Below are 14,882 nucleotides of genomic sequence, written 5' to 3'. Positions count from 1 at the left end.
AGGGAGGCAGCCGGATCCTAGTCGGCGCCACCCCGCCCCCGTCAACGGGTGGTGAACTTTCGGCTCAGGCCTGCTGGGACGCCTTGAGCTCGTCCATGGTGAACAGCGGCGAGAGGGCCAGGTCATGCTCGGCCAGCTTCTCGGGGCCGCCGGCCTGCCGGTCGATGACGCAGAGCACCCCGAGGATGTCCGCCCCGCGTTCCCGCAGGTCAGCGCAGGAGAGGATGACCTGCCCACCCGAGGTCACGACGTCCTCGACGACGGTGATGCGCCGTCCGCCGATCGTCCCGCCCTCGGCCAGCTTGGCGGTGCCGTAGGACTTGGCTTCCTTGCGGACGAAGAGGGTGGGCAGGCCGGTGACCTGGCTGAGCGCCACGGCGATCGGGACGCCACCGAGCTCGAGGCCGGCCAGCACCTCGGTGCCCTCGGGGATGGAGGGGGCGAGGTGCTCGGCGATCTCGCGCAGCAGCACCGGGTCGGCCTCGAACAGGTACTTGTCGAAGTACTCGTTGGAGGTGGCGCCCGACCGGAGGACGAACTCCCCGGTCAGGTGGGCGGCGTCGAAGATGGCGCGGGCGAGGTCGTGGCGTTCCATGGGGGCAGGCAGCCTACGGGATGCAGCCACGGATCGCCCGTCGAGGATGGCCGGCGAGCGGTTGTCTGACTAGAGTCAGACAACATGAGCGACGACGTGGCCGTGCTTCGGGCCTTCAACCGGCGGTACACCCAGCACATCGGGGTGCTGGAGGACCGGTTCCTCGGACGTGGGCGGCCGCTGGCCGAGTCGCGCCTGCTGTTCGAGGTGGGGCTCGACGGGGCGACGGTGCTGGCGCTGCGCGAGCGGTTGTCGCTGGACTCGGGGTACCTCAGCCGGCTGCTGCGGAGCCTGGAGGACGCCCGGTTGGTGACCGTGATGGCTGATCCGGCGGACGGCCGTCGTCGTCGGGTCGAGCTGACGGCTGCAGGTGTGGAGGAGTGGGAGGAGCTGGACCGGCGCTCCGACGAGCTGGCCGCCGGCCTACTGGCCCCGCTCGGTCCGGCCCAGCGCGACCGGCTGCGCGAGGCCCTGGGGACCGCCGAGCGCCTGCTGCGGGCTGCCACGGCGGAGTTCGTCGTGGCCGATCCGTTGTCGGAGGAGGCGCTCGTCGCCGTGGAGCGGTACCTCGCCGAGATCGCGGACCGTGGGGTCGGGGGCGGGGCAGCCCTCGGATCGGCGAGCGACGGGGCGGAGACGATGCGGCGTCCCGACGGGGTCTTCGTGCTGGTCCGCAGCGACGGGGATGTCGTCGGCTGCGGCGGCGTGCGCCCGCTCGGTGACGGCGTCGGCGAGGTCAAGCGGATGTGGGTGTCCCCCGCGGTCCGCGGGACGGGGATGGGCCGTCGGCTGCTGGACCACCTGGAGGAGTGGGTGCGGCGCCTCGGCCACGACGTCGTGCGGCTGGACACCAACAGCGCCCTCACCCAGGCCATCGCCATGTACGAGTCGGCCGGCTACACCGCCATCGAGCGCTACAACGACAACCCCCACGCCGAGCGGTTCTTCGAGAAGCACCTGCGCTGACGGCGTGCGTCGGGCGGGGCGGCGACCGGGGTGGCCGACCGGTGCAGGAACGGGGTCGGTCGGCGGCGAATGGGGCGGCGATGACCTCCACTCCCCTCTCCAGCACTCCCCTCTCCAGACGGTCCCTCCTCGGTCGTGCGGGCGTCGCCGCTGCTGGTGCCGCCCTGCCGCTCGGTGCCCAGCGCTCGGCGTCCGCCGCATCCCCGACGGCGGGTTCGGCATCGGTTCCGGGACGCACGGACGGCGGCCCCCTGCAGCTGGCGCGGGTGTGGTTCGGTGAGGGAGGTCCGACCCGTTTCGACACCACCCATCGGGTCTTCGAGGACGGATCCGTCGAGGTGGTCCTGTGGCCCGGCGACCTCGATCGGCTGGTGGCCCTGGACCTCAAGGTCGAGCTGACCGACGACGACCTGGCTCTCACCGACGCGATGGCGCGGGCGTCGGCATCCGGTCGCCCGGTGGCGTTGCCGATCCAGCCCGGCGAGGTCGATGGCTACCGCACGGTCGCGGCCCACGAGGACGACCTGCGGCGCCTGGCGGCCGAGCACCCGACGACCGCCCGGCTGGTCGAGCTGCCCTTCATCACGTTCGAGGGTCGGACGGTCCTGGGGCTGGAGATCGCCCGCAACGTGCACGCCCCCAACGACGGGCGGCCCACGTTCCACGTCGACGGGCTCCACCATGCACGGGAGTGGCCGGCCGGTGAGCTGGCCATCATGTTCGCCCACGACCTGCTGGAGTCCGACGGCACCGATGCCAGGGTCACCCGCATCGTGGATCGTGTCCGCACGATCGTCGTCCCGGTCGTCAACCCCGACGGATACCACCACTCCCGATCGGCGGTCGCGGAGACACCGGGCGGCACCGCGGAGTCGATCGCGCTCGGCGGACGGGGCGCGTACTGGCGCAAGAACCGCCGCTCCTTCACCGACTACTTCGCCGGCGACGGCCTGCTGCTGGACAGCGGGCACAGCGAGTACCCCGAGCCGCTGCGCGGCAGCGACGCCTACGGGGTGGACCCCAACCGCAACTACGCCTGCACCTGGGGCCGGCCCGGCAGCTCGGCGAACGACGTGCACTCCCAGTCGCACCGCGGGGATGCGCCCTTCAGCGAGCCGGAGTCGCGCAACATCGCTTGGCTGATGACGACCCGGCACGTCACCGGCGCCCTGTCCCATCACACGGGCGCGGTGGAGATCATCTGGCCGTGGGCCAACGAGATGGGCGAGGCCCCGGATGCCGACACGTTCCTCGCGCTGGCCGAGGCGATGAGCGCGATCAACGGCTACCGGGCACGGAAGTTCAACACGTCGGAGGGGACGACGCCCGATCACTTCTACGGCTCGACCTCGACGCTCTGCTTCCTGTTCGAGAACGCCTCGTCGTTCCACCCCGACTACGCCTCGACCGTCCCTGCGTTGTACGCGACGAACCGCGACGCGTTCCTGCTGCTGGCGGAGCGCACGTGTGTGGACAGCGACCTGCATGCCGTGGTGGCCGGACGGATCGTCGACGCTGACGGCAACGGCGTGCAGGCGACGCTGACGACCCGCAAGCGATACGGGTCACCGCTGTGGTTGTTCGGCGACGGCAACGCCCCCGGTGGACGGACGACGCACGAGGAGGTCTTCGAGGCGTCGATGGCGACCGCAGCGGACGGCACCTTCGAGTGGCACGTCAACCCGTCGACGCGCCCCCACGTGCAGCAGGCCGGGGCAACGGAGTCCGTCGAGCTGGCGGTGTCCTCGGCAGCCGGCGGGACGGTCCGCCACTTGGTGCTGGGACGTGGGGAACACCTCGACCTCGGGGACCTGCAGGTGATCTGACCCAAGGGGCTGCGCGGGGCGGGGCCTCGATCGTCGGCGCACGCGACCCGGCCGGTGGTCCGGGGTCGGGGCATCCGCGTCGGGCGTATCGTTGGCGGGGTCGCCACAGGCGGTGGTGGCCTCCAACGACCCCCGGAGGAACCCCGTGAGCAACCCCCTGATCGCCGCGCTGGACAGCGCCGACGCCGACCGGGTCGTGGCCTGGGCCGACCAGCTGGCCCCCGAGTGCGGACTGTTGAAGGTCGGCCTCCAGGCGTTCACGGCCAGCGGCCCCTCCCTCGTCCGTGCCGTCGTCGAACGCGGGCCGGTCTTCCTCGACCTCAAGCTGCACGACATCCCCAACACCGTCGCCGGTGCCGCCGGCGCGGTCGCCGACCTGGGTGTGACGATGCTGACCGTGCACGCCAGCGGCGGCCCCCGGATGATCGAGGCCGCCGCCAAGGCCGCCCCTGACGTGGCCATCCTCGCGGTGACCGTCCTGACCTCTCTTGACGATGACGACATGACCGCCGTCGGGCAGCGCCCGGTCGACGAGCAGGTCCCCCGCCTTGCCAAGCTGGCCATCGACGCCGGTGCCGCCGGGATCGTGTGTGCCCCCTCCGAGGTCGAGGCCGTCCGTGGCGCCATCGGCATCGACCCGCTCGTCGTCGTCCCCGGCATCCGCCCGGCCGGATCGGCCACCGACGACCAGGCCCGCGTGGCCACCCCCGCCGAGGCTCTTGCCGCCGGTGCCAGCCACCTCGTCGTCGGCCGCCCGATCACCCGCGCCACCGACCCCGCCGAGGCCGCCCGCGACATCGTCGCCTCCCTCTAGTCCCCTCCCCCGGCTCCGCCCGACGCCCGGCCGCCGACGCCGGACGCCCGACGCCCGGCCGCGCGGCCGCGCGGCCGCCGACGCCTGACGCTCCCCGCTGATGGAATCGTCCCCACGCTGTGGCGGAATAGTCCCCACCCTCGGCGGCTCGTGTCGCGAATCCGCTGGTCAGCGTTGACCCCGACGACGGATTGATCCCCAGACGGGCGGTTGGTGCCGCCCAAGTGGGTCAAGATCCGTCACGGGTGGCCGCACGGGTGGGCTGCCGCACGGGTGGGCTGCCGCACGGGGGGAGCCCGCGCGGCAGGAGGGAGTCAGCGGCCGGGCGGGTGGACGGCCGGCGCTACGAGCCGCAGGCGACCGGCACGGCAGTCTGGGCGGGGCAGCGGTCGGTCCACCACGCGGCGCCGTCGCGGGTGTCGACCACGACGCCGGTGTCGAGGAACGTGGCCTTCTGCTCGCCGCCGGGGACGTCGTTGCGGGGGTGGCCGTGGGGGTCGGAGCCCTCGTGGGCAGGGGGGACGTTGCCGCTCGGCGGGACCAGGTTGCCCGAGTCCATGTAGACGAGCGCCGACCCCTCGTGGGACCCCTCGAACGTCTCCAGCCCGAAGAACGGGTCGCGCGCCCAGTGCCGGCCGTCGGCAAGCGCCGTCTCCAGCACCGCCGCCCCGACGGTGCGGGCCTGCACCTCCGCCGCGAGGTTGGCGACCTGGAAGTCACCGTAGGCGACGTGCAGCAGCACCCGGTGGGCGGGGGTGTTGGGGTAGGGGTTGTCGGTCATGTGGTGGGCGTAGCCGTTGGATTCCGAGCGGTCCCACAACATCTGGATGAGGGAGAAGACGATCTGCTGCTCCACGGCGTCCGGATACGACTGGTACATCACCTGGGAGTAGGCGGGCAGGCCGGGCTCCCCCGGGTCGAACAGCTCGCCCTCCCAGTCCACCGACCGGTTCAGCAGCGTGGAGTAGTTCATGCCGGGCACGCCCAGCACGGCGTTGGTGAAGTCCGGCGCGACGGCCGTCAGCGCACCACCCATGATCGCGCCCTGGCTGTTGCCGTCGTAGGTCAGGACGGAGGTGTCCATCAGCGGCTGGCCGGCGGCGTCCTGGAACGCCGGGTCGGTCGCGAACCCGTCGGGGTGCAGCATGGCCCGGCCGACCATCATGAAGCCGAGGAACCCCTGCTGGCCGCGGTCGGCGAGGCTGCCCATGTTCGAGCCGTCCGACAGGATCATCGCGACGTTGGCCAGGTCCTCCTGGGCCATGCCGATCCAGTCGACGCCGCAGTTCATCGTGTTCTGGTGGCTGAGCATGTGGCGACCGCCGGACCAGTAGGCCCCCTCGATCCGCTGGCCGAGCAGGCCGTGGCCGTACAGCGCCATCCGCGCCGGGTCGGTGACCAGCCCGTCCTCGCCGACCGCAGTGGTCGGGATGGCGCACACGAACGGGATCTGCATCGTCGGCGCGACCGGGTTGATGTCGGGCAGGTCGTCACCGTCGAGGTACACGAACCGGCTGCCCGGCACCTGCTGCATCGGGACGTCGTGGCCATCGCGGTCCATGCGGCCCGGGTCGACCGGGTCCTGCGGCAGCTGGAGGAAGTTCGGCACCGTCACCGCACCGTGCACGACCCGGTCGGAGTTGCCGTCAGCCGTGTCGACGTAGTCGATGGTGAACGTCGGTGCGACCCCCTCGACCTGCAGGTCCTCGAGGTCGAAGTCGCCCAGCTGGGCGAACGCCTCGTCGCGGATGTGCAGCATCCGGCCGGCAAGGTTCTGCCACGACGCCACGGTGAAGTCCCACGCGAGGTACAGCTCGTCGGTGTCGACCCCGGCCGCCTCGAGCACCGGCAGCACGTCGCTGGACAGGTGTGCCTGCTTGTCGGCCTGCGCCCCCTCCCCTGCCAGGTAGCTGGCGAACGCATCCCCGGCCGGCAGCGGTGCCCCCGAGTCGTCGCGGAGGTTCCGCAGGCCGATCACGTAGCGGTGACCCTCGGTGTAGTTGATCGCCGGGCGGATGATCAGGCTGCGCTCGTCCTCGCCGGTGTGGGCGTTGTGGTCCAGCTCGTCGAAGAACGGGTGCCGCTCGCCGGTGTCGGCGTCGATGACGACGATCGGCGCGTCAACGTGCAGCGACCGGGCGGGATCGTCGACGGTCGTGGCGGCCGCGTCGTCACCCAGGACGGCCCGCCACGTGGCGGCCAGGTCCAGGCCGGGCACGAACGTCACGGCTGGCTGGCCGGGCGAGAAGCCGTCGTTGCGGTTGTACTCCGTCGGGTCGATCGGCTTGCCGGCCACGTTCTGCGGCATGGCAAGGATCGACAGGTCGACCCGCTGACCGGTGACCATCGAGCGGTCCTCGACGGTGAAGTGGTCGTTGGGGAACGGCAGCAGGCAGTGGCGGCCGTCGGAGTCGTCACAGACCCCGAGCCCTGCTGCACCCGCGACGTCGGCGACGGGCCCGTCGACCGCCACGGGGGCGGGCAGGGCGGTGGCGGGCAACGCGGCGGTCAGCAACGACAGCACGACGAGGAGGACTCGCAGGGTTCGGCTCATGGTGGAGGAGTTCGACGTCCGCCCCGCCCGTTCCTGCACCGGCGGACCCCCAGCGACCGGCCCCTACACTGCGGGCATGCTCGACCCCCGTCACGAACTGCTCATCGAGTTCTGCGTTCCCTGAAACTACATCCCACGCGCCGTCGGTCTGACGGCAGAGGTGTTGGAGGGCTGGGCGCCGCTGTTCGCCGACGTCCGCTTGATCCCCGGCGACAAGGGCGTGTTCGACGTGACGCTGGACGGTGATCTCGTCTACTCCAAGCACGCCACCGGACGCCACGCCGAACCCGGCGAGGTCAGGGCGATCATCGAGTCGGTCATCGGTCCGCCGGTGCTCGAGGGCTGAGGGCCCGCTCACCGGGTCACCTCGCAGCGGCACCCGTCAGATGCGCACGCCGCCGATGAGGGAGCGGGCGTGGCGGATGCCGCGTTCGGCCAGCCAGTGCGGAAGGCCCTCGACGATCTCCATCGACGCCATGGGGTTGGCGAAGGTGGCGGTGCCGATGGCGACGGCGCTGGCGCCGGCGAGCATGAACTCCACGACGTCCTCGACCGTCGCCGCACCGCCCATGCCGATGATCGGCAGGTCGGGCATGACGGAGTGGATCTGGTGCACCGCGCGGATGGCGATCGGCTTGATCGCCGGGCCCGACAGGCCACCCATGCCGGCGGCGAGCTTGGGCTGGCGGGTCTCGACGTCGATGGCCATGCCGAGCACCGTGTTGATGACCGACACGCCGGAGGCGCCGGCCTCGGCGGCGGCGTGGGCGATGGTCACGATGTCGGTGACGTCGGGGGTCAGCTTGGCGAAGACCGGCACGGTGGCCACGCGCATGATCGTCGAGACGACCTCGGCGGCGGTGGAGGGGTGGGAGGCGAACAGTCCGCCGCCCGCTTCGGCGTTGGGCGAGGAGATGTTGGCCTCGATGGCCACGATCCCCTCAAGGCCACGCAGCTTCTCGGCGACCTGCCGGTACTCGTGGACGGTCCGCCCCGCGATGGAGGCGATGATCGGCACGCCGTGGTGGACCAGCCACGGGTAGTCCAGCGACAGCCACCGCTCCACCCCGGCGTTCTGCAGGCCGATGGCGTTGAGCATGCCGCTGGCGGTCTCGGCCATGCGCGGTGTCGGCAGGCCCGGACGGGGTTCCATCGTGATGGACTTGATGACCACCGCACCCAGGCGGTTCACGTCGAAGAACCGGTTGATCTCCTGCCCGGACGCGAACGTGCCGCTGGCCGCCAGGATCGGGTTGCGCAGGATCATGTCGTCGAGCTGGACGCGGAGGTCCACCTCGGCGGGGGTGACGGTGACCGAGCGGGGCTTGCGGGACGACGGGACGGTGCTCACGCCTCGTCCTCCTCGGGCAGCGGCTCGGGGATGTCGTGGACAGGCAGCGCACCGATGGCGTCCCACTGGACCTTGGCGCCGTTGAAGACCGGTCCCTCGATGCACGACCGCAGGTTGTAGACCGCACCCTTTCGCTCGACGGGCATCACGCAGGTCCAGCAGACGCCGGTGCCGCAGGCCATGGCCTCCTCGACGGCAACCCGGATGGGCACGCCGCGGCTGGCGGCCAGCTCCGACACGTCCCGCAGCAGCGGCATCGGCCCGGAGGCGTAGATCAGCCCGGTCCGGCCGAGGTCCAGGTGGCGGTCCATCACGTCGAGGATGTTGCCCTCCTCCCCCAGCGACCCGTCCTCGGTCACGAGGATGGTGGTGGCGGACAGGCGCTTGGCCTCGATGGCGTTGAAGATGCCGTCGGCGTCCTTGGCCCCGATGATCATGTCGGCGCGGAAGCCCCGCTGCTGCAGGACCCCGGCGAGGTACAGGAGCGGGGCGGCCCCGTATCCCTGGCCGACGAGCAGGCAGCCGACGTTCTGCTTGGGCAGCGGGAACGGGGTGCCGAGGGGGCCGACCAGGTCGACGGTGTCGTGCTTGACGCGCGAGGCCAGCCAGCGGGTGCCCTCGCCGACGACGTCGAAGACGATCTCGACGGTGCCGGCCCAGGGACCGTGGCGGCTGACCTGGTAGATCGCGAACGGCCGGCGGAGCACCGTGGAGTGCCCCTCCACCCCGATGGTCACGAACATGCCGGGCTCTGCCCGATCGGCCATCTCGGGGGAGACGAACGTGATCGAGTGGTACTTGCCGATCTTGCGGTACTGCAGGACCTCGCAGCGGGCCCTGATGGGGCCGCTGGATCGGCCCTGGAACGGCGGGCCGTTGCCCTTGCTGGATACGAAGGTGCTCATCGGTTGGCTGGTGATGGTACCGGCGTCGGTCGCGCCGACCGGGTCGGTCCGACGTCCACCCGACCGACCCGCACCTCAGCGTTCGGCCAGCTCGCGGTGGTAGTCCTGCAGCGACCGCACGTCGCCGTCGGACTGCCGCAGCGCCTCGATGCCCTGGATGGCGGCGAGGATGCCGGGCAGGGTCGTGATGCACGGGATGCCGTGGCTGACCGCTGCCGTGCGGATCTCGTAGCCGTCGGCGCGGGCGCCGATGCCGGTCGGGGTGTTCAGCACGAGGTCGATCTCGCCGTCCTCGATGCGGTTGACGACCGACGGGCCGCCCTCGCTGAACTTGCCGATGATCTCCGCGTCGACGCCCGCGCGCTGCAGCGTCTCCGCGGTCCCGGCCGTGGCGACGATCTCGAAGCCGAGCTGCGCCAGCCGCTTGACCGGGAAGATCATGGCCCGCTTGTCGCGGTTGGCCAGCGAGCAGAACACCCGGCCCTTCAGCGGGAGGATCATCGCGCCGGTGCCTGCCTGGGACTTGGCGAACGCCACGCCGAAGTCGGGGTCGATGCCCATGACCTCACCGGTGGAGCGCATCTCCGGACCGAGCCGTGTGTCGACGCCCGGGAACCGGTTGAACGGCAGCACGGCCTCCTTCACGGCGTTGAACGGCAGCGTCGGCCCGTCGACAGCGTCGGGACCGAGGTCCAGGTCGGCCAGCTTGGCGCCCGACATGACGGTGGCGGCGACCTTGGCCAGCGGCACGCCGGTGGCCTTGGAGATGAACGGGATCGTCCGGGAGGCGCGCGGGTTGGCCTCGATCACGACGATCTCGGAGTCGCGGACGGCGAACTGGATGTTGATCAGGCCACGGGTGCCCAGCGCCTCGGCGATGGCGGCCGCGTGGGCCTTCAGCTTGCCCTGGGTCTCCTTGCCGAGGGTGAGCGGCGGGACGACGCACGCCGAGTCGCCGGAGTGGATGCCGGCCTCCTCGATGTGCTCCATGACGCCGCCGACGAAGGCGTCGGTCCCGTCGAAGACCGCGTCGACGTCGACCTCGGTGGCGTTCTCGAAGAACCGGTCGACGAGGACCTCACCCTCGCCGGCGTTCTTGTCCAGCCACTCCGTCATCTGCTCGGGGGTGTAGACGATCTCCATCGCCCGACCACCCAGCACGTAGGAGGGGCGGACCAGGACGGGGAAGCCGATCCGCTCGGCGATGCCGAGGGCGTGCTCGACGGACTGGGCGACCGCACCCGGCGGCTGGCTGATGCCGAGCCGTTCGAGGATGGCGTTGAACCGGCCACGGTCCTCGGCCAGGTCGATGGCGGCCGGCTTGGTGCCCATGATCGGCACGCCCTCGGCCTCGAGCGCCCCGGCGATCTTCAGCGGTGTCTGCCCGCCGAACTGCACCAGCACGCCGGCGACGCCGTGCTCGTCGATGGCCACGGAGGGGCCGACCCGCGGGACCGCACCCTCGGCGTGGGCGATCTCCAGCACGTCCTCCAGCGTCAACGGCTCGAAGTACAGCCGGTCGGCGGTGTCGTAGTCGGTGGAGACCGTCTCGGGGTTGCAGTTGACCATCACGGTCTCGTAGCCGGCGTCGCGCAGGGCGAAGACGGCGTGGACGCAGCAGTAGTCGAACTCGATGCCCTGCCCGATGCGGTTGGGGCCCGACCCGAGGATGATCGCGCGCGGCTTGTCGGCCGGGCGGATCTCCGACTCCTCCTCGTAGGTGGAGTAGTAGTAGGGCGTCTCGGCGGCGAACTCACCACCGCAGGTGTCGACGGTCTTGAAGACCGGCCGCATCCCGACCTCGTGGCGGCGTTCGCGGACCTCGACCTCGTCGGCACCCACGACGTTGGCGATCAGGGCGTCGGAGAAGCCCATCCGCTTGGCGCGGCGAAGCAGGTCGTCGTCGACGTTGGCCAGCAGCTCGGAGCCACGCAGCTCGCGGCGCATCTCGACGATCTGCAGGATCTGGTCGACGAACCAGGGGTCGTAGCCCGACAGCGCCGCGACCTGGCCGGGGTCCCAGCCGCGGGTCAGCGCCGCGTCGACCCAGTGGATCCGTTCGGCGGTGGGGGTGGCCACCCGGTCGGCGAGCTCGGTGGGGTCCAGCGCGCTGCCGGTCCCCTCCCCTGCCTCGCCACCACGGCCGGTCAGCCCGATGGTGCCGTTCTCCAGCGACCGGAGCGCCTTGTTGAGCGACTCCTTGAAGGTCCGGCCGATGGCCATGACCTCGCCGACGGACTTCATCTGGGTGCCCAGGGTGTGGCTGGCACCGGGGAACTTCTCGAAGGCGAACCGGGGGATCTTGGTGACGACGTAGTCGATGGACGGCTCGAAGGCCGCCAGCGTCGACTTGGTGATGTCGTTGGGGATCTCGTCGAGGGTGTAGCCGACGGCCAGCAGGGCAGCGATCTTGGCGATCGGGAAGCCGGTGGCCTTGGACGCCAGCGCCGAGGAGCGGCTGACGCGCGGGTTCATCTCGATGACGACCATGCGGCCGTCGGTGGGGTCCACGGCGAACTGTACGTTGGAGCCGCCGGTGGCGACGCCGACCTTGCGCATGACGGCGAAGGCCGCGTCGCGCATGACCTGGTACTCGGTGTCGGACAGGGTCTGGGCGGGGGCGACGGTGATGGAGTCGCCGGTGTGCACGCCCATCGGGTCGAGGTTCTCGATGGTGCAGATGACCACGCAGTTGTCGGCGTGGTCACGCATGACCTCGAGCTCGTACTCCTTCCACCCGAGCAGCGACTCGTCGATCTGGACCTCGCCGATGGGGCTGGCCTCGAGGCCCTCGCGGACCATGCGCTCGAAGTCCTCGGGCGTCTCGACGATGCCGGAACCGGCACCACCGAGGGTGTAGGAGGAGCGGACCAGCAGCGGGTAGCCGAACTCCTCGGCCAGCTTCTGCGCCTCGGCCATGGCGGCGGGGACCTGGGAGAGGTCGTGGTCGCGGCCGATCGACACGCGGCCGGCGCGAGCCTGCTCCAGGCCTATCTCGGTCATCGCGGTGTTGAACGACCGGCGGTCCTCCGCCAGGTCGATGGCGTCGATGCTGGCGCCGATCATCTCCACGTCGTGCCGCTCGAGGACCCCGGCCTTGGCCAGGTCCATCGCGACGTTGAGGCCGGTCTGCCCACCGAGGGTGGGGAGGATCGCGTCGGGCTTCTCCTTGGCGATCACCTTCTCCACGAACTCCACCGTGAGCGGCTCGACGTAGGTGGCGTCGGCGAACTCCGGGTCGGTCATGATCGTCGCCGGGTTGGAGTTCACCAGGATGACCCGGTAGCCCTCGCGGCGGAGGACCTTGCAGGCCTGCACGCCGGAGTAGTCGAACTCGCAGGCCTGGCCGATGACGATCGGCCCGGACCCGAGGATCAGGATGGACTGGATGTCGGTGCGCTTCGGCATTACTGGTGGCGCTCCATCAGGTCGGTGAACTGCCCGAAGAGGTAGCGGGCGTCGTGCGGGCCGGGGGCGGCCTCGGGGTGGTACTGGACGCTGAAGGCGGGCAGGTCGACCAGCGCCAGCCCCTCGTTGGTCCAGTCCGACAGGTTGACGTGGGTCTGCACGACGGCGCCGAACGGCCCGTCCTCGGGCAGCGACTCGGCGTCGACGGCGAAGCCGTGGTTCTGGGAGGTGATCTCCACCGACTCGCCCGCGCGGGCGAGGTGGGGGACGCGGCTGTCGGGCGCACCGGCGTCGTTGCGCACGGCGTGGTTGGCGCCGCGGTGCCCGAACTTCAGCTTGTAGGTGTCGGCGCCGGCGGCCTTGGCCAGCAGCTGGTGGCCGAGGCAGATCCCGAAGGTGGGGGTGCCGGTGGGGAGGATCTCGGCGATGGCGGCGATGCCGGCCTTGACCGCGGCGGGGTCGCCGGGGCCGTTGGACAGGAACACGCCGTCGGGCTCGCGGGCGAGGACGTCCTGGGCGGACGTGCCCGCGGGGACCACTGTCAGGTGGCAGCCGGCGTCGTTGAGCAGCCGGACGATGTTGGTCTTGATGCCGAAGTCGTAGGCGACGACCCGGAAGCGGGCGTCGTCGGGGCCGATTTCGTAGACCTCGGTGGTAGAGACCTCGCTGGCCAGCTCCGCACCCTCCATCGTGGGGGCCTCCTGGACCCGGCGGAGCAGCTCGTCGGTGTCGGGGATCTCCGTGGAGATGACCCCGCGCATCGCGCCGGCCTCGCGGATGTGGCGGACCAGGCGGCGGGTGTCGATCTCGGCGATGCCGACCGCACCGGCGTCGGCGAGCCCGTCACCGAGCGATCCCTTGGCCCGGTGGTTGGAGTGCATCCGGGCGGCCTCGCGGACGATGAACCCGCTGACCTGGACCCGGTTGGACTCGGCGTCCTCGGGGGTCATGCCGTAGTTGCCCATGTGCGGGTAGGTCATGGTGACCAGCTGCCGGTGGTAGGACGGATCGGTGAGGATCTCCTGGTAACCGGTCAGAGCGGTGTTGAACACGACCTCACCGAAGGCGGTGCCCTCGGCGCCGAAGCCGAGGCCCCGGAAGGTCGTGCCGTCCTCGAGGACGAGCGTTGCGGTGGGAGCGGTGGCCATCAGACGACCTTTCCATCGTTCAGGGTGAACTTGCCTCGGAGGACGGTGTGGACCGCGCGGCCGCGGACCTCGTGTCCCTCGAAGGCGGTGTTGCGGCTGCGGGTGCGCAGCTCGTCGCCGACGACCTGCCAGATGACGCCGGGGTCGAACAGCAGCAGGTTGGCGGGTTCGCCAGCGGCGATGGGCCGGCCGTGTCCCTCGATGTCGCGGGCGCGGGCCGGGCCGGAGGACAGCAGGGCGAGGGCCTCGGCCATGCTGAGCGTGCCGTTGCCGCGCGTGTCGGGGCAGGCGTCGGGGTCGACCAGCTCGGCCAGGACGACCGAGAGGGTGGTCTCCAGGCCCACGGTGCCGGCCGGCGCGTAGGACCACTCGTGGTCCTTGTCGTCGGGCGGGTGGGGGGCATGGTCGGAGGTGATCGCGTCGATCGTGCCGTCCTGCAGGCCCTCGCGGAGCGCGGCGATGTCGTCGGGGGTGCGCAGCGGCGGGACGACCTTGAACCGGGTGTCGTAGTCGACCAGGTTGGAGTCGTCGAGGACGAGGTGGTGGGGGGTGACGTCGCAGGTGACGCGGACCCCACGGGCCTTGGCGTCGCGGACCAGCTCGACGGCCCGGCGGGTCGACAGGTGCGGCACGTGCAGCCGGGCGCCGGCCCGCTCGGCGAGGATCAGGTCACGGGCGACGATGATCTCCTCCGCCTCCCGCGGTGAGCCCTTGAGCCCCAGCCGCGAGGACATCGCCCCCTCGTGCATCTGCGCACCCTCGGTGAGGGAGGTGTCCTCCGGGTGGTTGGCGACGATCGCGTCCCAGGTGCGCGCGTAGATGAGGGCGCGGCGCATGACCTGGCTGGACACGACGGCGTGGTGGGCGTCGGAGAAGGTCCGCACGCCTGCCTCGTGCATGGCGCCCATCTCGGCCAGCTCGTGGCCGGCACGGCCCTTCGTGATCGCGCCGACGGGGAAGACATCGCAGCGGCCGGTCTCGCGGGCCAGGCGCAGGACCTGCTCGACGATGCCGGCGTGGTCCATGGCCGGTTCGGTGGTCGGCATGGCGCTGACGGCGGTGTAGCCCCCGGCCGCAGCGGCGGCGGTGCCGGTGGCGATGATCTCGGAGTCCTCGCGGCCCGGCTGGCGCAGGTGGGAGGACAGGTCGACCAGGCCGGAGGTGCAGACCAGCCCCTCGCACTCGATGCGCAGGCCGGCGGACTCCTCGCCGACGGAGCGGATGGTCTCGCCCTCGACGACGACGTTGCCGGTCTGGGTCGTGCCGCGGACCGGGTCGACGATCTGGCAGTTGGCGAACGTGTAGGTGCGCTTGC

The 14,882-nt window shown here is 71.2% G+C and carries 11 protein-coding genes; 4 read left to right on the top strand and 7 right to left on the bottom strand.

Annotation, left to right across the window (positions count from 1 at the left end):
- Nucleotides 1–64: 64 nt before the first annotated feature.
- A complete protein-coding gene (gene pyrE / locus CUC05_RS08295) occupies nucleotides 65–595 on the bottom strand; it encodes an orotate phosphoribosyltransferase (protein ID WP_108665613.1) in 531 nt (176 codons plus the stop codon).
- Between the two features lie 84 nt (nucleotides 596–679).
- Here pyrE and CUC05_RS08290 point away from each other — a divergent pair, with 84 nt between their 5' ends.
- The 3 genes from CUC05_RS08290 (at nucleotide 680) to pyrF (ending at nucleotide 4,201) form a co-directional block, all read left to right on the top strand.
- Entirely contained in the window at nucleotides 680–1,561 is an 882-nt protein-coding gene (locus CUC05_RS08290; RefSeq protein WP_108665612.1) for a bifunctional helix-turn-helix transcriptional regulator/GNAT family N-acetyltransferase, read from the top strand.
- Between the two features lie 80 nt (nucleotides 1,562–1,641).
- Nucleotides 1,642–3,387, top strand: a complete 1,746-nt coding sequence (locus CUC05_RS08285) for a M14 family zinc carboxypeptidase (protein WP_108665611.1) — start codon at nucleotides 1,642–1,644, stop codon at nucleotides 3,385–3,387.
- 145 nt (nucleotides 3,388–3,532) lie between these two features.
- Nucleotides 3,533–4,201: an orotidine-5'-phosphate decarboxylase gene (pyrF, locus tag CUC05_RS08280; RefSeq protein WP_108665610.1), complete on the top strand. Its 669-nt coding sequence runs from the start codon at nucleotides 3,533–3,535 to the stop codon at nucleotides 4,199–4,201.
- A 343-nt stretch (nucleotides 4,202–4,544) separates the two neighbouring features.
- On the opposite strand, the gene CUC05_RS08275 is transcribed toward pyrF, so the two are convergent.
- A complete protein-coding gene (locus CUC05_RS08275) occupies nucleotides 4,545–6,755 on the bottom strand; it encodes a hypothetical protein (RefSeq protein WP_108665609.1) in 2,211 nt (736 codons plus the stop codon).
- A gap of 130 nt (nucleotides 6,756–6,885) precedes the next feature.
- Here CUC05_RS08275 and CUC05_RS08270 point away from each other — a divergent pair, with 130 nt between their 5' ends.
- Nucleotides 6,886–7,101: an Rdx family protein gene (locus tag CUC05_RS08270; RefSeq protein ID WP_108665608.1), complete on the top strand. Its 216-nt coding sequence runs from the start codon at nucleotides 6,886–6,888 to the stop codon at nucleotides 7,099–7,101.
- A 36-nt stretch (nucleotides 7,102–7,137) separates the two neighbouring features.
- Here CUC05_RS08270 and CUC05_RS08265 read toward each other — a convergent pair whose 3' ends face one another.
- The 5 genes from CUC05_RS08265 to CUC05_RS08245 all read right to left on the bottom strand — a co-directional run bounded on the left by CUC05_RS08265 (nucleotide 7,138) and on the right by CUC05_RS08245 (nucleotide 14,850).
- Nucleotides 7,138–8,106, bottom strand: a complete 969-nt coding sequence (locus CUC05_RS08265) for a dihydroorotate dehydrogenase (RefSeq protein WP_240606225.1) — start codon at nucleotides 8,104–8,106, stop codon at nucleotides 7,138–7,140.
- Nucleotides 8,103–9,011, bottom strand: coding sequence for a dihydroorotate dehydrogenase electron transfer subunit (locus tag CUC05_RS08260; protein WP_108665607.1), 909 nt, complete (start codon nucleotides 9,009–9,011; stop codon nucleotides 8,103–8,105). Before CUC05_RS08260 ends, CUC05_RS08265 begins: the two co-directional genes overlap by 4 nt.
- A gap of 75 nt (nucleotides 9,012–9,086) precedes the next feature.
- Complete coding sequence (gene carB / locus CUC05_RS08255; protein ID WP_108665606.1) at nucleotides 9,087–12,419, bottom strand: carbamoyl-phosphate synthase large subunit; 3,333 nt, start codon at nucleotides 12,417–12,419, stop codon at nucleotides 9,087–9,089.
- On the bottom strand, nucleotides 12,419–13,567 hold the full coding sequence (carA, locus tag CUC05_RS08250; protein WP_108665605.1) for a glutamine-hydrolyzing carbamoyl-phosphate synthase small subunit: 1,149 nt from the start codon (nucleotides 13,565–13,567) through the stop codon (nucleotides 12,419–12,421). The genes carB and carA overlap by 1 nt, the downstream gene beginning before the upstream one ends.
- Nucleotides 13,567–14,850, bottom strand: a complete 1,284-nt coding sequence (locus CUC05_RS08245) for a dihydroorotase (protein WP_108665779.1) — start codon at nucleotides 14,848–14,850, stop codon at nucleotides 13,567–13,569. Before CUC05_RS08245 ends, carA begins: the two co-directional genes overlap by 1 nt.
- Nucleotides 14,851–14,882 lie beyond the last annotated feature (32 nt).

The sequence above is a fragment of the Euzebya rosea genome, assembly GCF_003073135.1.
Taxonomy (GTDB): domain Bacteria; phylum Actinomycetota; class Nitriliruptoria; order Euzebyales; family Euzebyaceae; genus Euzebya; species Euzebya rosea.
Note: the sequence above shows the minus strand (reverse complement) of the source record. Positions and strands in the feature narration are given on the sequence as shown.

Excerpts from the sequence above, each read along its gene's own strand:
- pyrE (WP_108665613.1), bottom strand. The coding sequence starts at position 595 with ATGGAACGCCACGACCTCGCCCGCGCCATCTTCGACGCCGCCCACCTG.
- CUC05_RS08290 (WP_108665612.1), top strand. The coding sequence starts at position 680 with ATGAGCGACGACGTGGCCGTGCTTCGGGCCTTCAACCGGCGGTACACC.
- CUC05_RS08285 (WP_108665611.1), top strand. The coding sequence starts at position 1,642 with ATGACCTCCACTCCCCTCTCCAGCACTCCCCTCTCCAGACGGTCCCTC.
- CUC05_RS08275 (WP_108665609.1), bottom strand. The coding sequence starts at position 6,755 with ATGAGCCGAACCCTGCGAGTCCTCCTCGTCGTGCTGTCGTTGCTGACC.
- CUC05_RS08260 (WP_108665607.1), bottom strand. The coding sequence starts at position 9,011 with ATGAGCACCTTCGTATCCAGCAAGGGCAACGGCCCGCCGTTCCAGGGC.
- carB (WP_108665606.1), bottom strand. The coding sequence starts at position 12,419 with ATGCCGAAGCGCACCGACATCCAGTCCATCCTGATCCTCGGGTCCGGG.
- carA (WP_108665605.1), bottom strand. The coding sequence starts at position 13,567 with ATGGCCACCGCTCCCACCGCAACGCTCGTCCTCGAGGACGGCACGACC.